The organism is Yoonia sp. SDW83-1 (genome assembly GCF_046762885.1).
GTDB lineage: Bacteria > Pseudomonadota > Alphaproteobacteria > Rhodobacterales > Rhodobacteraceae > Yoonia.
In genome coordinates this window covers 191,209-212,103 of record NZ_JBKQXO010000003.1, presented here as the reverse complement: position 1 = coordinate 212,103, position 20,895 = coordinate 191,209, and the positions used below count along the sequence as shown (strand labels likewise).

24 protein-coding genes and 1 tRNA gene are annotated in these 20,895 nt (G+C 58.3%); 11 read left to right on the top strand and 14 right to left on the bottom strand.

The window, feature by feature from the left end; genetic code table 11:
* Positions 1-4: 4 nt before the first annotated feature.
* The 5 genes from nthA to ACFWW4_RS05215 form a co-directional block, all read right to left on the bottom strand.
* The gene (gene nthA / locus ACFWW4_RS05235; RefSeq protein ID WP_411889884.1) at positions 5-652 is read right to left on the bottom strand and encodes a nitrile hydratase subunit alpha; all 648 of its coding nucleotides are present in this window, start codon (positions 650-652) and stop codon (positions 5-7) included.
* Complete coding sequence (locus ACFWW4_RS05230) at positions 642-944, bottom strand: SH3-like domain-containing protein (RefSeq protein WP_411889883.1); 303 nt, start codon at positions 942-944, stop codon at positions 642-644. Before ACFWW4_RS05230 ends, nthA begins: the two co-directional genes overlap by 11 nt.
* A complete protein-coding gene (locus ACFWW4_RS05225) occupies positions 922-1,272 on the bottom strand; it encodes a ScnB-like protein (protein WP_411889882.1) in 351 nt (116 codons plus the stop codon). Before ACFWW4_RS05225 ends, ACFWW4_RS05230 begins: the two co-directional genes overlap by 23 nt.
* A 67-nt stretch (positions 1,273-1,339) precedes the next feature.
* Positions 1,340-2,392 (bottom strand): FliG C-terminal domain-containing protein, encoded by a 1,053-nt coding sequence (locus ACFWW4_RS05220; RefSeq protein WP_411889881.1) that lies wholly within the window; start codon positions 2,390-2,392, stop codon positions 1,340-1,342.
* 51 nt (positions 2,393-2,443) lie between these two features.
* Entirely contained in the window at positions 2,444-2,842 is a 399-nt protein-coding gene (locus ACFWW4_RS05215; RefSeq protein ID WP_393926574.1) for an autoinducer binding domain-containing protein, read from the bottom strand.
* Positions 2,843-3,088: 246 nt separating this feature from the next.
* Between ACFWW4_RS05215 and ACFWW4_RS05210 the strand changes: the two genes are divergently transcribed.
* Both ACFWW4_RS05210 and ACFWW4_RS05205 read left to right on the top strand, forming a co-directional pair.
* On the top strand, positions 3,089-3,697 hold the full coding sequence (locus ACFWW4_RS05210) for a helix-turn-helix transcriptional regulator (RefSeq protein ID WP_393926380.1): 609 nt from the start codon (positions 3,089-3,091) through the stop codon (positions 3,695-3,697).
* Positions 3,698-3,864: 167 nt separating this feature from the next.
* Entirely contained in the window at positions 3,865-4,557 is a 693-nt protein-coding gene (locus ACFWW4_RS05205) for an acyl-homoserine-lactone synthase (protein WP_393926378.1), read from the top strand.
* Positions 4,558-4,602: 45 nt separating this feature from the next.
* Here the strand turns inward: ACFWW4_RS05205 and purB are convergent, their stop codons facing one another.
* Positions 4,603-5,916 (bottom strand): adenylosuccinate lyase, encoded by a 1,314-nt coding sequence (purB, locus tag ACFWW4_RS05200; RefSeq protein WP_393926376.1) that lies wholly within the window; start codon positions 5,914-5,916, stop codon positions 4,603-4,605.
* A gap of 135 nt (positions 5,917-6,051) precedes the next feature.
* On the opposite strand from purB, the gene ACFWW4_RS05195 reads away from it, so the two are divergent.
* The gene (locus tag ACFWW4_RS05195; protein ID WP_411889880.1) at positions 6,052-6,465 is read left to right on the top strand and encodes a DUF6314 family protein; all 414 of its coding nucleotides are present in this window, start codon (positions 6,052-6,054) and stop codon (positions 6,463-6,465) included.
* A gap of 113 nt (positions 6,466-6,578) precedes the next feature.
* Positions 6,579-7,184 (top strand): biotin transporter BioY, encoded by a 606-nt coding sequence (locus ACFWW4_RS05190; RefSeq protein ID WP_411889879.1) that lies wholly within the window; start codon positions 6,579-6,581, stop codon positions 7,182-7,184.
* A gap of 73 nt (positions 7,185-7,257) precedes the next feature.
* Here the strand turns inward: ACFWW4_RS05190 and ACFWW4_RS05185 are convergent, their stop codons facing one another.
* Entirely contained in the window at positions 7,258-7,419 is a 162-nt protein-coding gene (locus ACFWW4_RS05185; RefSeq protein ID WP_393926371.1) for a DUF1328 domain-containing protein, read from the bottom strand.
* Positions 7,420-7,516: 97 nt separating this feature from the next.
* Complete coding sequence (locus ACFWW4_RS05180) at positions 7,517-8,722, bottom strand: alpha/beta fold hydrolase (protein ID WP_411889878.1); 1,206 nt, start codon at positions 8,720-8,722, stop codon at positions 7,517-7,519.
* 102 nt (positions 8,723-8,824) lie between these two features.
* Here ACFWW4_RS05180 and ACFWW4_RS05175 point away from each other — a divergent pair, with 102 nt between their 5' ends.
* Positions 8,825-9,685 carry an endonuclease/exonuclease/phosphatase family protein gene (locus ACFWW4_RS05175; RefSeq protein ID WP_411889877.1) on the top strand — a complete coding sequence of 287 codons (861 nt, stop codon included), beginning with the start codon at positions 8,825-8,827 and terminating at the stop codon, positions 9,683-9,685.
* A gap of 19 nt (positions 9,686-9,704) precedes the next feature.
* Here the strand turns inward: ACFWW4_RS05175 and dddP are convergent, their stop codons facing one another.
* Positions 9,705-11,045, bottom strand: coding sequence for a dimethylsulfonioproprionate lyase DddP (gene dddP / locus ACFWW4_RS05170; protein WP_411889876.1), 1,341 nt, complete (start codon positions 11,043-11,045; stop codon positions 9,705-9,707).
* Positions 11,046-11,228: 183 nt separating this feature from the next.
* Here dddP and ACFWW4_RS05165 point away from each other — a divergent pair, with 183 nt between their 5' ends.
* The gene (locus tag ACFWW4_RS05165) at positions 11,229-12,188 is read left to right on the top strand and encodes a hypothetical protein (RefSeq protein ID WP_411889875.1); all 960 of its coding nucleotides are present in this window, start codon (positions 11,229-11,231) and stop codon (positions 12,186-12,188) included.
* A gap of 52 nt (positions 12,189-12,240) precedes the next feature.
* On the opposite strand, the gene ACFWW4_RS05160 is transcribed toward ACFWW4_RS05165, so the two are convergent.
* The 3 genes from ACFWW4_RS05160 to ACFWW4_RS05150 form a co-directional block, all read right to left on the bottom strand.
* Positions 12,241-12,558 (bottom strand): hypothetical protein, encoded by a 318-nt coding sequence (locus ACFWW4_RS05160; RefSeq protein WP_411889874.1) that lies wholly within the window; start codon positions 12,556-12,558, stop codon positions 12,241-12,243.
* 207 nt (positions 12,559-12,765) lie between these two features.
* Positions 12,766-14,172, bottom strand: coding sequence for a type I glutamate--ammonia ligase (glnA, locus tag ACFWW4_RS05155; RefSeq protein ID WP_393926359.1), 1,407 nt, complete (start codon positions 14,170-14,172; stop codon positions 12,766-12,768).
* Positions 14,173-14,205: 33 nt separating this feature from the next.
* Positions 14,206-14,544 (bottom strand): P-II family nitrogen regulator, encoded by a 339-nt coding sequence (locus ACFWW4_RS05150; protein WP_393926357.1) that lies wholly within the window; start codon positions 14,542-14,544, stop codon positions 14,206-14,208.
* 173 nt (positions 14,545-14,717) lie between these two features.
* Here ACFWW4_RS05150 and ACFWW4_RS05145 point away from each other — a divergent pair, with 173 nt between their 5' ends.
* Entirely contained in the window at positions 14,718-16,391 is a 1,674-nt protein-coding gene (locus tag ACFWW4_RS05145; RefSeq protein ID WP_411889873.1) for an NAD(P)H-hydrate dehydratase, read from the top strand.
* A gap of 50 nt (positions 16,392-16,441) precedes the next feature.
* On the opposite strand, the gene ACFWW4_RS05140 is transcribed toward ACFWW4_RS05145, so the two are convergent.
* The gene (locus ACFWW4_RS05140) at positions 16,442-16,909 is read right to left on the bottom strand and encodes a Hint domain-containing protein (protein ID WP_393926353.1); all 468 of its coding nucleotides are present in this window, start codon (positions 16,907-16,909) and stop codon (positions 16,442-16,444) included.
* A gap of 169 nt (positions 16,910-17,078) precedes the next feature.
* On the opposite strand from ACFWW4_RS05140, the gene ACFWW4_RS05135 reads away from it, so the two are divergent.
* The 4 genes from ACFWW4_RS05135 to ACFWW4_RS05120 all read left to right on the top strand — a co-directional run bounded on the left by ACFWW4_RS05135 (position 17,079) and on the right by ACFWW4_RS05120 (position 20,239).
* Positions 17,079-17,163, top strand: a tRNA-Leu gene (locus ACFWW4_RS05135).
* A gap of 24 nt (positions 17,164-17,187) precedes the next feature.
* A complete protein-coding gene (gene tig, locus ACFWW4_RS05130; protein ID WP_393926351.1) occupies positions 17,188-18,519 on the top strand; it encodes a trigger factor in 1,332 nt (443 codons plus the stop codon).
* Between the two features lie 178 nt (positions 18,520-18,697).
* Complete coding sequence (locus ACFWW4_RS05125; RefSeq protein ID WP_411889872.1) at positions 18,698-19,675, top strand: hypothetical protein; 978 nt, start codon at positions 18,698-18,700, stop codon at positions 19,673-19,675.
* 87 nt (positions 19,676-19,762) lie between these two features.
* Positions 19,763-20,239, top strand: coding sequence for a hypothetical protein (locus tag ACFWW4_RS05120; protein WP_393926347.1), 477 nt, complete (start codon positions 19,763-19,765; stop codon positions 20,237-20,239).
* On the opposite strand, the gene ACFWW4_RS05115 is transcribed toward ACFWW4_RS05120, so the two are convergent.
* A complete protein-coding gene (locus tag ACFWW4_RS05115) occupies positions 20,236-20,895 on the bottom strand; it encodes a hypothetical protein (protein ID WP_411889871.1) in 660 nt (219 codons plus the stop codon). The genes ACFWW4_RS05120 and ACFWW4_RS05115 overlap by 4 nt on opposite strands.

Below are 20,895 nucleotides of genomic sequence, written 5' to 3'. Positions count from 1 at the left end.
CGCGTCAGGCATGATCGGCGGGTGATCGTGCCAGCCCGGTGCCGATCATGCTGTCGCGGGTGACAAGCCCGGCCAGATCATCGGCAGACCAGCCGTCGGTCCCGGCAGGGCGGGCAGGGATCACGATATAGCGCATATCGGCCGTGCTGTCGTGGACGCGGACCGTTGTCGTGTCGGGCAAGGTGACCCCGAATTCGGCCAGCACCTTGCGCGGTTCGCGCACAGTGCGCGACCGGTAAGCGCGGGATTTGTACCAGTCAGGCGGCAGGCCCAAAAGGTTGCGCGGATAGCAGGAACACAAGGTGCAGACGATGATGTTATGCACATCCGCGGTGTTTTCGACGGCGATCAGCTTCATCGGGCCGATGTCAAACCCCATGGCCGCACTCGCCGCACTGCCATCGGCCAACAAATCATCGCGAAACGCCGGATCAGTCCATGCCCTGGCGACGACGGCCGCCCCATTGGCCGGGCTGCGGGCATCCATCGCGTCAATCTGGGCGTTGATTTCAGCGGCGGTGGTGACACCTTTTTCGATCAAGATCTCACGCATGGCGATTTCCATCTGCTGCCAGTAGGTCAGCGGATGATCATCGTCCGGGCGATACGGATGACCCGACGGAGACAGATGGTCGTGATGATCATGAGGCATGGGGTGGGTCCGTTTCTTCCAGCCAGTGCGCGTAGATTTCCGCGTCAATCGTGTCGTCAGGCGTTTCGGCCCCTGCACCCCAGACCTCGGCCATAGTGAAGCGCACGCGCATCACTGGCAGCCGGTTGCCCTTATGGCCGTAGGCCAACTCTTCGGGGTTGGGGAAGGGCCCCAGCCTGCGTTCAACCCAGCCGGTTTTGCCGCGCAGATAGGCAGGGGTGCGCACATGGCCGGGGGGCATATCGGGCCGGACGCGCATATAGGTCCGTTCAGCCACCGCTTGCCTCGCCATAGGTGGGGCCGCGTGCGGCGACCTCGGTCATCCGCTGGGCAAGTTCGGCGGTGGTATAGACGCCCGCCTCGATCAGGTTCTGATTAACCGAGGCGATCCAGCGTTCGTAATAGTTCATCGTTTCGAATGCCTCGGGCCCCATGTCTTCGAGCACGCGGCGCAGACCATCAACGGTGAAATGCCCCTTGGCGGAGCAGATCACCATAAGGGCGTCCACACGTTTTTCCCATAGGGAAAAGTCATGCTGTTCGGTTGGCACGGCGCCGGCAGCGTCGCCGCCCATATCGTGCCAGCGTTTGCCGTCAAACGGATCAGGGTTTTGTGTCATGCCCAAAGGTTAGATCAGTTCATGCAGAACTGTCCATCGGTCAGATAGAGGGGCCGGTGCCGGTTTGTCAGGCGGCCTCGTCGTCCTGCTCCTCGTCAGGGTCGATCAGTTTGATGATCCCGCCATCGACCATCTCCCGAATGGCGGCGGTGATTTCGGCCATCGCCTTTTCGGCATCGTCTTTTTTCACCTTGCCCAGTTCAGCGGCATCCTCGCGTATCTGGGTCGCCATACGTTGCGACACGCTGCCCAGGATAAATTCGGCGGATTTGACCAGCGGTTCGTCGCCAGCAAGTCCGGCGGCAACGGCCGTTGTCAGAACCGCACCATCCACCGACCGGATGCAATTGGGAATATCCGTCGGTTTGACCCGGGGGGCGATATCCTTGAAGGTAAAGATCGCCTTGCGCACATCGCTGGCAAAATCCGGATCGGTGGCGCCCAACCCCTCCAAAACGTCCTCTCTTGTGTCGGTTGCGGTGGAGTTCAGAATCGCGCCCAGACGCTGCACCGGCGCCTTTTCAAAGGCCAGCTCGTTGATGCGGCCATAATCCTGCGCCAAGGCTGCCCCGATGCGCCGCACGGCATCGGGGGTGATATCGGCGGTCTGCGACATGGCAAAGGTAATGCGCCGGGCCCGTTCGCCCGGGGTTTTCTGCAGGACCTCGGCCGCCTTGGCCACCGGTAGCTTGGACAGCGCAACCGCGCAAACCTCAATGCTTTCGGCGGTCATGATGCTGACAATGCGTTCCACTGGCAGATTAACGATCGACGGCCAGTGATCCCCGTTGCGCACGGCGGCGGTTTGCGCGCGCAGACGTTGGGCCAGGGGCGGGCTGAGATGATCGGCAATGGCCATGATCGCGCCATCGCGATTGCCGGGGGCAGAAAGGCCAATAGCCTCAAGCTCACTCGCGAATTCCTCGGCCACGGCGGTGACGGTGTTCCGGTCAACAAGGCGGATCGCCCCCAATTCGCCGGCCAAAGCCTCTTGCAGTGATTCGGGGAGTTCAGATAACGACAGGCTGCCGCCATCGCTGATCATCATCTGAACGATCATCGCGGCCTTGCGGCGGCGGGTCAGTGTATCACCGCCGGATATACTTGGCTGAAATTCCATCACATTCCTTTACACCCGGGGCCGTAAAGGAATGGTTAGGACGCCTGTAGCTTATGACCCGGGATGAGTCACCATGATCGACATATTTTTCAGTTGCTGCACGGTCTCGGGCGACAATTGCGCCTGACCGTCCGTTGCCGCATGCAGCATATCAAACCGCGCGCTGATGGTGGCGACCTCCTGGTCGGTGAAATCGCGGTCTTCGCGGGCAAAGCTTCCGATGCTGCGAATCCCATCTTTTGCGCCTTCGGTTTCCTGTGCACAGGTGATGCCGTGTTTGATCCCATGCTCGTCTGCCAGTTTCATAACACCAGCGGGGTCGTTGTCTTTCAACGCGTCCCAACGGACAGCCCCGGTGTTCTCGAACCCCCATGCCAGCGTGGGGTCCAACATCAGCAAACCCCTTTGTGAATAGAAGTCTAACCATTCTTTGCTATATGTCTGAAACATGAATTTTGGGGTCGTGTATTGGATCTGAAGCCCGATCGCATAACCTGCCGGTGCCATCTGTCTCAACTCGCCCAGAACTTCACTAATCTCTACCTGTGTCGATGACATGTCCCTAACTCGCTTTCCGGTTGCCAAACGATCTACGTTCGAAATACTCTTTAGAAGGCATTGCGTATCGACATTGTAGGTATAACAGTGCAGAGGCAACAAGGCTTTTATAAAAAATGAGGGCCTCGAGGTAGGTGAATGTCGGCACTTTTGGGTCCAAAGGAGATTGAGCAGCTTGCTCCGGCGGGGCATTATATTGCCCTCCGTATCGGTTTTGCCTTTCCCATGGAAGAGATTAACGCGCTTCCGCCCGAATGGATCGAACACTACACCAACAACCGTTTTATGCTGTTTGATCCGGTCGTTAGATGGGCCTACAGCAATGTGGGGACCTGCCGATGGAGCGCGCTGCCGCTGGACGATCCCAAGCGGATCATCGCGCAGGCGCAGACATTCGGGCTGCGCTACGGGGTGACGATCTCCATCCTCGATAGCGGACCTGATGCGCAACGGTCATTTGCGTCCTTTGTTCGCTCTGACCGCGAGTATACTGACCTGGAGGTCAAGCTTCTCAAGGCATTCCTGACCCGCAGGCACAATGAAACGGCCCCGCCCACCAATCTGACCCGTGCCGAGCTAGAGGCGCTGGGCATGGTCAAGGACGGCAAGCGGCTCAAGGAAATCGCGCATGAGTTGAATGTCAGCGAAGGCGCGGTCAAGCAGCGCCTGAAGAACGCAAAGTTGAAACTGGGCGCAAAAACCGGCACGCAGGCGGCGACACTGGCCAGCCAATACGGGCTGATTTAACCTTTTCCTGGCCGCAAGGCTTTGAAGTTAGACAGTTTCCGCCCAAGGGCCATTTTTTCTCTCAATTCGGAACAATTCGAGTTAATTTGTCGTTGTTGCAGTACACGCAACGTCCGACCTGAGGTGGCACCACTCGTCACTCAACCTTAGTAGAGAGAAAGAAAGTTATGGAAAATGTTACCTTCAACCTTGCGCAGCTCCATCTGTACGGTGCCGCGTTTTACGAGTTTTTGGGCTTGCGCAAGCGTTTCTTCGTAGACCAGTTGGGATGGCAGATCCCGCATGATGATGACGTTGAGATGGACCAGTATGACAACCCAACCGCGTATTATTCGCTGGTGTTGCGTGACGGCAAAGTTGTGGGCGGGGCCCGCGTGATGGCCACCACAGCACAGTGGGGATCACACACCTATATGTTGCGTGACGCTGTCGCCGGAAAGTTGATCGGCATTCCTGCGGACATTATCCCACAGGCCGAAGCGACCAAAAATGTTTGGGAAGTGACACGCACTGTGATCGCTGATGAAGTGGACACACAGGCGGATCGGTCAAGTTGCCTATCGCTGATGTTGGATGGCGCGGTCGACATCGCCAAACAGCACGGTGCAACGGAACTGATGTCGCTATCTCCTCTGGCGATGGCGCGGACGTTGCGCAAACTGGGATATGATGCCCACCGGATCGGCGAACCCTACCGCAACGAAGAGGACGGACGTCGTTATGCCTGTATCAGCATGCCAACGATACGCAGCAAGGCTGCCGCAGGTGCTGAAAAGACCAAGACGATCCCTGCCGCGCATCTGCCGAAAGCGACCCATATGCCGCAGCCGCAGCCGGTTCATGCACCTTCGGTGATCTAATGAAAATGACGTGACCGGCCGGGGTGGGACATACGGCTGGTCACTTTACCCTTCATCCGCGCCAAAAACGCGGTTGAAAATCGTATCTACGTGCTTAGTGTGATACCCAAGATCGAATTTCTCCTCGATTTCATCTGCTGACAGGGCCTGTGTCACCTCATCATCGGCCAGCAACTCGGTTTTGAAATCCGCACCTTCCTCCCAGACTCTCATCGCATTGCGCTGTACCAGCCGGTAAGCATCCTCGCGGCTGACACCTGCCTGGGTCAATGCCAGCAACACGCGCTGTGACATGACAAGGCCGCGAAATTTGTTCATATTGGCCAGCATATTGTCGGGATAAATCACCAGTTTTTCGATCACCCCGGCCAGCCGGTTCAGGGCGAAGTCTAGGGTCACGGTCGTATCCGGCCCGATGGCGCGTTCGACCGATGAATGGCTGATATCGCGTTCGTGCCAGAGCGTGACATTTTCCATCGCGGGAACAACGGACATGCGCACCAGACGCGCCAGCCCGGTCAGGTTTTCGGTCAGCACCGGGTTACGTTTGTGGGGCATGGCAGAGCTGCCTTTTTGCCCCTTGGAAAAGAATTCCTCGGCTTCCAGCACCTCGGTCCGTTGCATGTGCCGGATTTCGGTGGCGATGTTTTCGATGCTGCTGGCGATGACGCCCAGCGTGGCAAAGAACATCGCGTGCCGGTCGCGGGGGATGACCTGTGTGCTGATCGGCTCTGGCGTCAGGCCAAGCTGTGCGCAGACATGTTCCTCGACCGATGGATCGATATTGGCAAATGTCCCGACTGCACCTGATATTGCCCCGGTCGCGATTTCAGCGCGCGCCGCAATCAGACGCGCACGCCCCCGGTCCATTTCCGCATAGAACCGCGCAAAGGTCAGGCCCATCGTGGTCGGTTCGGCGTGAATACCGTGGCTGCGCCCGATCCGTACATCCATCTTGTGTTCAAAGGCGCGGGCCTTCAGCGCGGCCAGTACCCGATCCATATCGGCAATCAGGATATCGGCGGCGCGAACCAGTTGCACATTCAAAGTGGTGTCCAGCACATCGGACGAGGTCATGCCCTGATGGACGAACCGGGCATCCTCGGCCCCGATATGTTCGGCCAGATGGGTCAGGAAGGCGATGACATCATGTTTCGTCACGGCTTCGATTTCGTCAATGCGGGCGACGTCGAATTCAACATCCTTGGCTTTCCAGACCGCTTCCGCGTTCTCTTTCGGGATCACACCAATTGCGGCCTGCGCGTCGCAGGCGTGGGCCTCGATCTCGTACCAGATGCGGAATTTTGTCGCTGGTTCCCAAATGGCGGTCATTTCCGGACGAGAGTAACGAGGGATCATATGGGCACCTTTGATATGGGGGTGGGCAGCAGTTTGCACCTGCGTCATAAAGAGGTGCCAGCGGAGCCTCAAGGGAGAGATGACATGAAGATCACGGTCAATATGTGCCGGGCAGACAGCGCGATGGTGAAATAGATGCTGGCACTGGCGGATTTCAAAGGCGAATGGCGCATCAGCCGCGAGATCACAGACAGGTTGACCGGCAACGCGGGGCGGCTGGAGGGGACCGCCACCTTCACTGATGATGCACCTGATACGCTGCTTTACGAAGAACGGGGGCGTTTGCGGCTGGGTGATGGGCCAGAGATGGAAGCGACGCGCCGCTACCGCTGGCATTTCGCTGATGGCCGGGTCGATATGACGTTTGACGACCGATCAGCCTTTCACAGTTTTGTACCGCACGGCTATGTGTCCGGCACGGATCATCAATGTGGCGATGATGCCTATGCGGTGCGTTATGATTTCATCCCTTGGCCGCGCTGGCGGGCGGTCTGGGTCGTGACCGGGCCGCGCAAGGATTACACATCCGTCACCGAATTCACCCGGTAGGATGGGTCAAGACCCATCTTACGCCGCCTGACCGTTATCGCTATCGCGCTTGCGCCCCGCGCGTGGCTGGGGCAATAAACCTGCAATGAAATCAAAACAGGGGAGAGCGGCACATGGCCCTCGCACTCAATGACAAAGTCCTGACCGAGGCGTTCGGTCCGTCCGAAGGCACATCCTTGCGCGTCAAACAGGCGGCGATGGTGATCCTGGGGATTGCGGCGCTGGCGATCTTTGCCAAGATCAAAATCCCCATGTGGCCTGTACCGATCACCATGGGCACTTTTGCGGTTCTGACGATCGGTGCGGCTTACGGCCCGCGTCTGGGGCTGGCCACGATCCTCGGCTATATGATCGTGGGTGCCCTTGGTTTTGACGTCTTCGCCAGTTCCTCGGCCGAAGCCTACGGCATCAGCTACATGATGGGCGGCACAGGCGGCTATCTGGTGGGTTACGTCCTTGCCACGCTGGCGCTGGGTTTGGCGGCGCGCGCAGGCTGCGACCGGTCGGTGCTGTTGATGGCGGTGGCCATGCTGGCAGGGACCGCCCTGATCTACGTATTTGGCCTTGCCTGGCTGAGCGTTCTTTACGCCGACAAGGGTGCGGCTTGGGTGATCGGCGTTGGTCTGACCCCGTTCCTGATCGGTGACGCGCTGAAACTGGGTCTGGCTGCACTGCTTCTGCCAGCCTTGTGGAAGCTGATCGGCGACGCTCGGAGCTGAGACCAAAGGGTCTGAAATGCAAAAAAAGGCGCTGCGTTTGCAGCGCCTTTTTTCATTTGATGTCGTCAGATATCTATCCGCGCACGGCCCGCATGATCAGCGAGGCGACGAACAGCACCAGGAAGATGAAGAAAATAATCTGTGCAATCCCGGCGGATGCACCAGCGATACCACCAAAGCCCAAAACAGCGGCAATCAGTGCAACAACAAGAAATGTAACGGCCCAACCCAACATGACATAACTCCTTTTTGTCATTTCCAATAATTGCCGCTTTCGCTGCAATCTCTGATTAACCAACGCGGATGGGCCCATTTGGTTCCCGCAAAAAAAATCAGGCCAAAACCGTCCTGACGGTCGATGACCGCTCAAGCGTCTTGTGAACCGGGCATTTGTCCGCAATTTCCAACAGCCGTGCGCGCTGTTCCTCGGACAAATCCCCTGTCAGCCGAATGGTGCGATCAAAGTGATCGACCTTGGCGCCCGGATCGGCGGCATCCTGTGCGTGTTCCTTGGCATGGGCGATATCGACGCTGACGCCATCCAGCGGCCAGCCCTTGCGCCGGGCATACATCCGGATCGTCATCGACGTGCAGGCACCAAGACCTGCCGATACAAAACCATAAGGCGTCAGTCCTTTGTTGGTGCCGCCATATTTGGCCGGTTCGTCGGCCAGCGCATGATGCGGGCCAGACTGCACATCCTGCAGAAACCCGTTGGGGTCGGCTTCGGTCACGCGCATGATACCTTCAGGCACATCGGCAGGCTTGGCCGGCGGGGCAAGGTCGAGATAGCGTTTGGACCATGCGGCGATCACATCTGCGGCGTATTCCGCATCGGCGGGGCGGGTGACCAGATGATCAGCATCGTCCAGCGTGACAAAGCTTTTGGGGTGTTTGGCCGCCAGGAAGATGTCAGAAGCGTTTTCGATCCCAACGGTCGCATCGCGCGGCGCGTGCAGGACCAGCAAGGCAGCCCCAAGTTTGGCCAGACTGCTGGACAAAGCGACTTCTGACACATCATCGACAAAGCTTTTGCCGATCCGGAAAGGACGCCCGCCCAGGTTCACCTCGGCCACGCCCAGGTCTACGATTTCGGGGATGGCATCGGCAAAGTTATGGGTGACATGGCCCGGATCAAACGGGGCACCAATGGTCACGACGGCTTTGATCGTTGGCATCTCGGGGGCGGCCTTGATCACCGCAGCCCCGCCCAGCGAATGGCCGATCAGCAGGGACGGCGCCATGCCCTTTTGCTCAAGCGCTGCACAAGCGGCGTGCAGATCCTGCACGTTGGATGTGAAATTTGTGTTCTCGAACTCACCCTCGGAATGGCCCAGCCCCGTGAAATCGAACCGCAGAACAGCAACACCCATGGCGGCAAGACGGGCCGCAATCCGCCGGGCGGCGGTAATATCCTTGGAGCAGGTAAAGCAATGTGCAAATAGGGCGGTGGCCAGATGCGGGCCGTTTGGCAGATCAAGCCGCGCCGCAAGCGTGTCGCCCGCATGGCCGGTAAAGGTGAGCTTTTCAGTCGGCATGTCAATTGGACCTTTCCTTCTTGGTGGGGCAGACATGCCCAGAGCAGGCCACGCAAACAAGCCCGGACAGGGCGCAGTCGCGGCAAGGTGAAAGATGTTACCATGATGAAATTGCTGGCATCAATCGTGGCGGCCCTGTTGTGTATCGGGGTTTTGCTGGGCTTTGCAGGGTGGCTGCATCCGGCGGGTGACAGCCTGTCGTTGCTGCGGATGCCGCTGGGCATTGCCTGTGTGATCTGGGCGCTGATCCGGATGCGCCGGGCGCTGCGGCTGGCGCTGCTGGCCTGCGGGACGGCGGCCGCGTTGACCACGGTGCCGCCGCTGGTGGCCGGGCCGGCGGGGGGAGAGTTCACGATCTACAGCAAGAACGTCTGGTTCGGAAATACGTCTGTGGCGGCTCTCGCCCGCGATATCCGCGACAGCGGTGCGGAGGTCGTGATGCTGCAGGAGGTATCGCGGCGCAACAACATGCTGCTGGGTTCACTTGCCGCTGCCCATCCTCATCAGCATCTTTGCACATTTTCCGGATGGAACGGCATTGCGGTTCTGTCCCGCCATCCATTCACGGGCGACACGATCTGTTCAGAGCAATTCGGGCTCGCCGCTGCGCAGATCATCCGCGAGGGGCAGGAGATCTGGGTTGGCTCGGTGCATTTCTACTGGCCATATCCTTACGGTCAGGAAAAATCACGCGATGCAGCACTTGAGGTTCTGGCGCGGCTGGACGGCCCCATCGTTTTAGCCGGTGATTTCAACATGTTCCCCTGGGCCGCCAGCGTGCAGCAACTGGGGCAGGCGGCGAACGCGAGACTGGCTGGGCCAACCCGCCCAACTTTCGTGATAAAGGGTGTGCCACTGCTGCTGGATCATGTTCTGGCGCCGGGTGGCGGCATGATCGAACGCAGACCCCTTTTGGGGTCGGATCATCGCGGTATCTATGGCCGGGTGCATCTGACCCCCTAGGGCGAAGTTCAAACCCACGCTAGGCCCCCATAAGAGCGGGATCATGCGGGTATTTCGTCAGGTTCTCGGACCCGTCCTCGGTAACCAGCACCTGATCTTCCAGCTTGATTGAAAAATCGCCGCCCTCGGGGCTGATCAACGCCTCGACACAGAACACCATGCCCGATTGCACCTCGTAATCGAACGCGCCTGCGACCCAGCGGTCGGGATAGGCGATCAGCGGCCATTCATCGCACAGGCCAACCCCATGCATCAGGCAACCGTATTTCAGTTTTTGATATTTGTCGGGCAACACATGGGTATTGTGTGTCAGGTCATGGAACGACACGCCGGGTTTCAGCATCTGCATATTCTGTTCGATATGCTCAACGCCGATCTGCATCGCCTCAATCATGTCGGGGCGGGGTTTTTGATCACCGATCCACCAGGTCCTACTGATGTCGATGCAAATGCCATAGGCACCCACCAGATCGGTATCGAACGCCACGATTTCATTATTCTGCACGATGCGCCCGCCACATTCCTGAAACCACGGGTTGGTGCGCGGGCCGGATGTGAGCAACCTTGTCTCGATCCACTCGCCCCCGCGGCGGATATTTTCGGCATGCAGGACGGCCCAGATATCATCCTCTGACATATGGCCCTGTGGCACACCGGCACGGGCGGCATCCTCCATTGCGTAACAGGCCGCCTCGCAGGAATGCGACGCGCAGCGCATCGCCAAAATCTCATCCGGGCCTTTGATGCTGCGCGCCTTTTCGGTCAATTCCTCACCGGGAAACACCTCGAAACCTACGGCTTCCAATGCCCGCAACCCGTGCAGCATCGGCTTGTCGACGCCAAGGCGCATATTACCGCCACTATGTTCCGCAATCAGGTCGCGCACCTCGATGGCAAAGCTGTTTGCGACATCACCCAGCTTGTCACCGCGATCAAAATAGAACAGGTCCGCCCCGGTGCGTTGTTCGGCAACCAGCGGATTGAACTTGGTCAAAAACATCCCGTTCTTGTAGTCCCAGACAACCATATAGCCGTCTGCACAGACCAGACAGGCACGAAAAGGATTATGCGTGTTCCATAGCTGCATATTGGTGCTGTCGGTGGCGTAGCGGATGTTGAGCGGATCAAACATCAAAATACCACCATAATCGCGGGCATTCACCGCATCGGTCAGGCGGCGATGACGCCAGGCGCGCAGGGCGGGCAGGTTGGGCAATTCCAGTCCGGCAGCCGCCCATTCCGCATAGGCCAGCTGGGTCGGCCCGATCTCGACCCGGTCCTGATCATTGGGGGTGCCGTCATCCAGTGTCGCGCCGCGCGTGGGGTCAATTTTGCGGGTGTCGCGATAATGGGTGTTCATGACAGCGATCCTTGTAACAACTCCTGCCATGGTGCCTGCGTTCCGGGCATGGGTCCGGTCAAAAATCGACAAAACCACTGCTCAAACGGGACATCCTTGGCGGAAATCGCCACATTGTACCATTTCACACTGCCAGCTGCCGCGGCTTCACTAAATTGACACCAGGTAAAGGAAAGGTATGGCATGGCCCTTGTTACATTCAAAGACACCGGTATTCAGTTTGATCCGGCCTTCATCAGCGCCGACGATATCGCGGAGTTACGCACCAGTTTCACCCCGGACACGCTTGGGGCGGATCAGGAGGAAGCAGCAGACACCTTTGGCCTGCCCATGGTGGACACCTACGATGAGGCCCGCGAACAGGTGAAACGGATGATGGAAACCGACGGCTTTCTGGCCGATATGCTGGCGGAAGCGCAGCAGGACGGCGAACCAATCGATATCGACGATGTTCTGGCCGACGTGGATGCACAACTCAAACCCGTGCTTGAGGGCGGTGAACTTCCTGCCGAGGCGATTCATTTTGCCGAGGAAGGCGTCAAGTTCGCCCAATTCATCGACACCGATACAGGCAGCACGCTGATCGTTGATAGTCAGGAGGTGCTGCGGATCGGTCGGCTTGGCGGCGCAAAAGACAAGAACGTGAAAGTCGCCGCTGCAACAGTTGTAGTTGTCATAGACCTGATTTTTGTGATTCTGGCCTTGTCTTCGGTCAAGGCCGCACGGACCCGCAAGGCTGATGAGGCCATGGGAAAAGCCGCCAAGAAAAGCATCAATCCAATGAAGAAACTGGCCAAGGAACTACTGAAACGGCTTGCGGGCGCAATGCGCAAGTTCCGTGACAAGGACAAGCCCAAGAAAACCGTGGTGCGTGACGTGATTAATGACATCGCCAAGGCTGTGGCACACGCGATGAAGCAGATGTGGAACGATATGTGGGGTGATATCAAGCGGATCGTCAAAGCGCTGCTGTCATCGATCAAGGCGATCGTGACGGCGGTTGCATCCCTGACCGCGACCATCTTGCTGGCAATCGGAACCGCTGGCGCGGCACTTGTCGCCTCGCTGATCAACCTGACGCTGGCGCTGGTCAAGCTGATCGACGACACGATCAGCCTCAAGGCGGCGATGGACAGCGCTTAGGGGTCTGAAACCGCTGGAAAAGGTGCGGCCGGGCCGCGATGGCCCGGTCAGATCAGCGCTGTGGTTCAGGCTCCATCGCGATGCTGGATCCATCCTTGGTCAGCATCGACGTCCTTGTGTCCTCCGGCGTCGTGCAAACCGGCGTCCCATCGCGGTTCAGGCGGGCAGCCATATACCCTTCCAGGCCATCGTCAATATACCAGTATTGGCAGCCATCCGGAGAGACCCAGATATTGGCCAGCCCATCGGCCAGCGCGCCGCCATCCAGCCCGCCATCCAGAATCTGATTGCTGTCGCCAGTCCGGCCTTCACAGGCGGCCAGCCCTGCGACCGCCGCAATCAAACCCGTGCATTTCAAAAACCTGTTCATCGACAGCCTCTTCCATTTCAAACCTGATACCACTTTGGCCGGTTGTAGATGAGTAAGGGGGCGCTTTCAACGATTTCGACCCTGAACAAAAGTCTAGGCGGATTTCCTTGCAATAGGGTGAAGAAGTTAGGGGCGTCAAAACGCAAATGGGCGCCCCAAAGGGACGCCCATGAATTTCATCAGGTGGCGGGCCGGACCCGCCCGACCTCAGCAGCTATAGTAAAGCTTGTATTCCACGGGGTGTGGTGTGTGCTCATAGGCGTACACTTCTTCCCATTTCAGCTCCATGTAGCCTTCCAACTGGTCCTTGGTGAACACGTCACCGGCCAACAGGAAGTCATGATCCGCTTCCAGCGATTCCAGCGCTTCACGCAAGGATGCGCAGACGGTCGGGATTTCGGCCAACTCTTCGGGCGGCAGATCGTAGAGGTCTTTGTCAGAGGACGGACCCGGATCGATCTTGTTCTTGATCCCGTCAAGGCCGGCCATCAACAGGGCCGAGAAGCACAGGTAAGGGTTCGCCGCCGGATCGGGGAAGCGGGCCTCGACACGCTTGGCCTTGGGGCTTTCGGCCCATGGGATACGCACACAGCCCGACCGGTTACGGGCGGAATAGGCGCGCAGCACGGGGGCTTCAAATCCGGGGATCAGGCGCTTGTAGCTGTTGGTCGACGGGTTGGTGAAGGCGTTCAGCGTCTTGGCGTGCTTGAGGATGCCGCCAATGAAATAAAGCGCTTCCTGCGACAGATCGGCGTATTTGTCACCTGCGAACAGTGGCTTGCCGTCTTTCCAGATCGACATGTTCACATGCATGCCGGTGCCGTTATCGCCTGCAATCGGCTTTGGCATGAAGGTGGCGGATTTCCCGTATGCCTGCGCCACGTTGTGGATCACATATTTGTACTTCTGAAGATCGTCTGCCTGAGAGGTCAGCGTACCAAAGATCAAACCCAACTCGTGCTGGCAGGATGCAACCTCGTGGTGATGCTTATCGACCTTCATGCCCATCCGCTTCATCGTGGACAGCATTTCAGAGCGCATTTCCTGCGCGTCATCAATCGGGTTCACCGGGAAATAGCCGCCTTTGATGCCAGGGCGATGGCCAGTATTGCCCATTTCGTATTCGGTGTCGGTGTTCCAGGCGCCGTCGATGGCATCAACCTGATAGGACACCTTGTTCATCGACACGCTGAAACGCACATCGTCAAAGACAAAGAATTCAGCCTCGGGGCCGAAATAGGCTGTGTCACCAATGCCGGATGCTTTCAGATAGGCCTCTGCCTTGACGGCGGTGCCGCGCGGGTCGCGGGAATAGGCCTCACCTGTGTCGGGCTCGACAATGTTGCAGTGAATGCAGAGTGTCTTTTCAGCGTAGAACGGATCCAGATAGGCACTTTCGGCCTGCGGCATCAGTTTCATGTCGGACTGATCAATGGATTTCCAGCCAGCAATGGAAGAGCCATCAAACATGAAGCCCTCTTCGAGGAAATCCTCATCCACCAGATCGGCCACCACGGTTACGTGTTGCAGCTTGCCGCGCGGATCGGTGAAGCGAATATCGACATAATCGACATCCTCGTCCTTGATCAGTTTCAGAACAGCTTTGTTGTCCATCTATGATGTCCCTTTTTGTAGCAGAATTTTGAATTAAAGCGCGTCGTCGCCGGTTTCACCGGTACGAATGCGAATGGCCTGTTCGATGGACGACACAAAGATCTTGCCGTCGCCGATCTTATCGGTCTTGGCGGCCCCGATGATCGCCTCGATGGCGCCATCGACTTGATCGTCGGCCAGGACGACCTCGATCTTCACTTTGGGCAGGAAATCGACCACATATTCGGCGCCACGATAGAGTTCGGTATGGCCTTTCTGGCGGCCAAAGCCCTTGACCTCAACGACCGAAAGACCCTGCACGCCAACCTCTTGCAGCGCCTCTTTCACCTCATCAAGCTTGAATGGTTTGATGATCGCTTCGATCTTTTTCATGGCCCGCGACTCCCGTTTGGTGTTTCAGTGGTGGTCAGACCATTTCTCTTGCAAAGGGACAATTCGTGGTCGAACCTTACCCCATGCTGGTCAGGGGAAAGCATATCGTTTGCCTGTTTTTTGTGCAACTCGCCTACTGATCGGGCGCTCTAAAAACTTGAGGTGCTGAAACCATGACCGAACTCTTAACCGCTGCCCAAATGCGCGCCATCGAGCAGGCCGCAATCGACAGCGGAGAGGTGACCGGGCTGGAACTGATGGAGAGGGCGGGCCGGGGTGTGGTGGATGCGATTTTTGCCGAATGGCCGGACCTTAGAAAGAAGAACCATCGCGCAGTGGTTCTATGCGGCCCGGGCAATAATGGCGGTGATGGGTTTGTGGTCGCACGGTTGCTGAAAGAAGCAGACTGGCAGGTGGAGGTTTTTCTGTATGGGGATGCCGAGAAGCTGCCGCCTGATGCAAAGGTGAATTTTCAAAGGTGGACCACGCTTGATGTGGTGTGCACCATGGCCGAAGCAAAGATTTCTCTGATGCCGCAAAAGGGCTCCTGCGCACCAATTCTCATCGATGCGCTGTTTGGCACGGGTCTTGTCAGACCACTTCCACCCCAAGTTGAGGCATGTCTGAAGCAGGCCCAATTTTTGAATGATGGTCGCCGCATCGTTTCGGTCGACCTGCCAAGCGGCATCTGCTCCGATAGCGGGCGTGTGTTAAGATATCCAAGTGCCGATCATCACCGGATGCCAACGTTGAGTGAGGCAGTTACACCGCATCTTACTGTATGCTTTGGCTGGAAAAAGCTTGGCTGCGTCCTGTCGCACGGCTCAATGGACTGCGGCAAAGTATACCTTAGCCCGCTTGGCATTGAGATATCCGAAACTACCAGTGAATATCTACTGAAACACTTCGATGGCGTTGTCAGGCTGATAAGCGGGCGGTCCCTTAGTGCACTAAGCAAACCCCATATTGATGCCCACAAATACTCCCACGGTCACGCGCTCATCCTCTCCGGCGGTGTTGGCAAGGGTGGCGCTGCCCGTCTCGCCGCACGCGGCGCAATTCGCATCGGGGCGGGGGCTGTGACCGTGGGGGGGCCGCCTGCGGCGCTGATAGAGAATGCGGCCCAACTCAACGCGATTATGTTGCGTGGGGTCAAGGATGCCGACAGCCTGACCGAAACCCTGCAGGACACGCGCATTAACGCGCTCTGCCTCGGGCCGGGACTGGGGACCGGCGCGCGGGAGGTCAAGCTGCTTGACGCCGCACTCGAGAAGGCCCGTCCCGGGCCTGACCCGGGACCTCAACCAGAGGTCAAGCCGAGAGGCCCCGGGTCAGGCCCGGGGCGGAGTCTTGTGCTGGATGCCGATGCGCTCACCTTGATCGCACAGGACGAAACCCTCTTCGCCAAACTCCACGAAAACTGCATCCTCACCCCGCATGCTGGCGAATTCGCCCGCCTCTTCCCTGACATCGCCGAAAAACTGAACGCCCCCGCCACCAAAGGCCCAGCATACTCCAAAGTCGACGCCACCCGCGAGGCGGCCAAGCGGGCGGGCTGCGTCGTGCTGTTCAAGGGGCCCGATACGGTCATCGCCGACCCGTCAGGGCGCTGCTCCATCAATGCGTCGGTCTACGAACGCTCCGCCCCATGGCTTGCGACAGCGGGTTCCGGCGACGTGCTGGCGGGGTTCATCACCGGCCTGCTCGCGCGCGGGTTTCAACCGATGCAGGCCGCCGAAACCGGGGCGTGGCTGCATACCGAATGCGCGCTCAGCTTCGGGCCGGGATTGATTGCCGAGGATCTGCCAGAGGAGTTGCCAAAGGTCTTTCGCGCCCTCGGATTATAGGTGGTTGCTTGCAATATAACCGCCCCGGACCTGATCCGGAGCCTCTACCGTCAGGCCGCCTGCACCACAATCTCGACCCCGTTGGCATAGATGATGTGATCACTGGCAAATTCCAGATCAAAGACCTGCATGACCTGCCATTTCTGCTGGGCGACGAATTCACCATCGGCAAGGCGGCTTGCTTCGACATCGGCGCTTTCGGCACCGAACAGAACCGGCGCGCGCCAGTCGCGGATATGAATGCGGGTGGCCGGTGTCACGACCATATCAAGACCGGGGCGGGTATGGCCCAGCGAACCGCCCTTGATCACCAACGGACGCACCTTGGCGCGGCGGGCGGTGACATTCTTCAGCACACAAACGCCGCCGTCACGGGTGACCACCCGGTCGCCGGGAACCAGATGTTCCACCGGCAACTCGCCATCCAGCGTCATGATCAACGTACCGGCACAGATCCCGATGTCGGATGATAGAACGGGCTGAAACGGATCGCTGTGATTTTGGGGCGTCGAACGCATCGTGATATCCTGGGCAGTGGTCGTGCCGCCATATGCGCCCCCAAACATGGCGAGAAAACGTTAAGGAACTGCTTTTTTCATGGTGATTTTTCCTCTCGCATCCGTCGCGGACCTTTGCTAGACAGCGCGCAAACATGGGGCAGGCGCAGGCTTGCCCCTTTTAGATCATGCGGGTGTGGCGAAATTGGTAGACGCACCAGATTTAGGTTCTGGCGCCGCAAGGCGTGGGGGTTCAAGTCCCTCCACCCGCACCATAGTTGAATGAAGAAGGATATATGATGCAGGTCACCGAGACCCTGAACGAAGGCCTCAAGCGCGGTTACGCGATCACGGTCACCGCAGCTGAACTTGACGCCAAAGTCGAGGAAAAGCTGAAAGAGGCACAGCCCTCTGTGGAAATGAAGGGGTTTCGCAAGGGCAAGGTGCCAATGGCGCTGCTGCGCAAGCAATTTGGCCAGCGCCTGATGGGCGAATCGATGCAGGAAAGCATTGATGGTGCCCTGACCAAGCATCTGGAAGAAACTGGTGACCGTCCCGCCGCCCAGCCCGAAATGAAGATGACCAACGAGGACTGGAAAGAAGGCGACGACGTCAATGTCGAGGTCTCTTATGAAAAGCTGCCCGAGATTGAAGAGGTCGATTTTTCCAAGATCAAGCTGGAACGTCTGGTGGTCAAGGCCGACAAGGATTCGGTGAAAGAGGCGCTCGACAACCTCGCCGAAAGCCCGCAGGCCGTGACCTATGAGGCCAAGAAAACCCAGGCCAAGAAAGACGATCAGGTCGTGCTGGATTTCGTGGGCAAGGTCGATGGCGAACCATTCGAAGGCGGCGCGGCAGAGGATTATCCGCTGGTTCTCGGCTCCAACTCCTTCATCCCCGGCTTTGAAGACGGGTTGCTGAAGGTCAAGGCTGGCGACGAAAAAGATGTCGAGGTGACCTTCCCTGAGGATTATCAGGCCGAAAACCTTGCCGGCAAGAAGGCGGTTTTCACCTGCACAATCAAAGAGGTGCGCGGTCCCAAGAAGCCCAAGATCGATGACGAACTGGCCAAGAAGTTCCAGGCCGAAGATCTCGACGCACTGAAAGCGCAGATCACCGAGCGGCTAGAGGCTGAATATACCGGTGCCTCCCGTGCTGTGGCCAAGCGTGCCCTGCTGGATGCGCTGGATAAGAAGGTCAAGTTCGACCTGCCCGCATCACTGGTCGAAGCCGAGGCAGGCCAGATCGCCCACCAGCTGTGGCATGAGGAAAATCCTGACGTTGAGGGCCATGATCACCCCGAAATCGAGCCAACCAAGGAGCATGTCAAACTGGCCGAGCGCCGGGTGAAACTGGGGCTGTTGCTCGCCGATATTGGTCAAAAGGCCGAGGTCAAGGTCACCGATCAGGAAATGACCCAGGCGATCATGAACCAGGCGCGTCAGTATCCCGGTCAGGAACGCCAGTTCTTTGAATTCGTGCAGCAGAACGCCCAGTTCCGCCAGCAATTGCAGGCACCATTGTTCGAGGACAAGGTCGTTGACCACATCTTTGAACAGGCCGCCGTGAAGGACAAAGAAGTCAGCAAGGACGACCTGCAAAAGGCCGTTGAAAAGCTGGAAGAAGAATAAACGCAGCTCTGATCAGAGTAGCGATAAGGGGCGCCCGGTGGGGTGCCCCTTTTTTGTGCTTGCTGTACATAATTGAACGACGTTCATTTTTGTTGACCGCTGGGCGGCTTTATGCAATATTTGAACATCGTTCAAGACTATCAGAATAGATACACCGCACAACAAAGGAGCTAATCCCATGTTCAGCAAACGGTCCATCACCCTGAAAGCGGTGACGATCCTAGCCCTGACCCTCGCCAGTCAGAACAACGCCCAGACGATTGAGATTGGCGATCAGACCACTAGTGTTGAGGAGAGCGGTATGACCCTGCAGGAAGCACAGGATGCCATGGACCCGATCCGCCTGATTGAGGCTTATCTGGTCGACAAGGAAGGTCCCCGCAACGCACGCGGCGGCTGGGGCACCCGCGACAGCAATACCTACCGGGTCGGCGAACAGATCGACGCGGTGATCTATCTGGCGAATGTGGGCAAGCACAATCCGGGCCAGCCCGACAACCCGCAAGAGATGGAGCTTTCCATCAACATCCGCGACAAGGCGGGCAATATCGTCTATCAGGCCCCGCTTGCTCACACATTCCGCGGTGTCAGGCGGCTGGATGATCCGCTGCAGGATGACTACTTCAGCGACCGCTTCACTGTCAGTGCGCGTGTGCCGGATGTGGGGGAGTATGACGTCGGCTTTGTTTTTCTGGACAGGACCCGCCCGGCTGAAAAGCAGGTCGCGCTTGAGGTGAAGCTGGATGTGGTGATCGTCGCGGCCGAGGCGACAGAGACCCTGACCGATCTGACCCAGATGATGATGAATGACGGTATGGATCAAAGCTATCTGTTGCGCCGGTGCGCCGCCTATTTCCGCAGTCAGATCGAGTTCTACGGGCCTGACAGGTTCAGCGAGGAAGACTTTGCAATCATCGACAGCAAGGTGCGCTATTTCATTTATGGTGACGCCGTCATCAATGCAGACGCACAGGGTATCACCATGGATGCAGCACTGGACGACACGTTTGCGGCCATGAAAGATATCTCATCCGCTTATTTGGACAGGATGGCGCGCAACTATACCGCCGGACAGCATCCATGGGCCGAAGATACCATGCTACGCCGGGATGAGGCGGCCTGCACCGTGATCTTTGATGGGCGCAGCACGCAATAGCGCCTGCGTACCGCCACAAAATCTTCATTCTTTGCGGGCAGGCTGGGCAGGCGGGTCGGGGTTGTTGTGTGTGTGAAAGGAATTGTCATGAAAACCCCCTGTCTTGCCGCCCTGGCGTTGTTTGGGCTGTCCACCGGGGCATTCGCCTGCCCGGATTACGATCTGTCCCCGGCAGAGGCGTATCGCGCGACCGGTCCGCAGCTTTACGCTGCGGCCAGTTTCGATGTGATCGCCGGGGGTGACAATTACATCTGGAATTGCCGGAATGTGCGCCCGGGGACCGATACCGGCGCCGGCTACTTTCCATCCGCGCCTGATTTTTCGTTTCAGCTGACCAAGATGAGTCCCTATCAACTGGTCATCAGTCTGGACAGCGAATGTGATGCCGCGCTGCTGATCAACACGGCCTCTACCAACTGGTATTATGATGATGACGACAACGGCAATCTGGACCCACGGATCGTTCTGACCCGGCCGATCGACGGGCGCATCGACATCTGGGTCGGCACCTATGATGGCGAATACTGTGATGCTACGTTGCAGATGGAAACGTTTGATCGCTAAAGCGCTGACCACACCCCGATCCCGCCGACAAGGATCAGGCTGAGCGCCCAGACCACATCGAGGTTGAACCAGGTTTTCCGCAGGAAATTCAGGCCCAGCCACAGATACATGCCTACCGCCAGCGCGCCGCCCGCCAGCGTCATCGCGGCGGTATGGGCGGTGGCCACGGCAAAGGCGGTGCCGATATTGCTGGCCATCAGCGCACCCGCCGCCTGATGGCCAGCATCCAGGTCCGACGGGGCACATAGCCCCAGATAGATCGGGACCAGCATCAGCCCGGCCCCATGGGCAATCGCCGCCAGAAACGACCAGAGCCCCAATTGCGTGGGCTTCACCCGCGCCAGAAACCGGGGATGACGGCGGGTGATCAGCAGATAAAGCCCCAGCGCGATGACCAGCAGGCCCGCGCCGATCCTGATCTCGCGTTCCCATGTCACAAGGGTGATCATCATCGAAAACGGCAACAGGATCGCGGTCATCGCCAGAAAATGCCCCAGCGCCAGCGCGCCCAAGGCAGGCCAAAGGGCGGCGCGTTTCTGTGCAAACAGCGCCGCCGAGACCGCCAGCGGCCAGCCCATGCCGGGATTTACCCCGTGATAAATGCCTGAAACGATAACGGCCCACCACAGGGCCGTTACCGATAGCGCCTCTTCCAA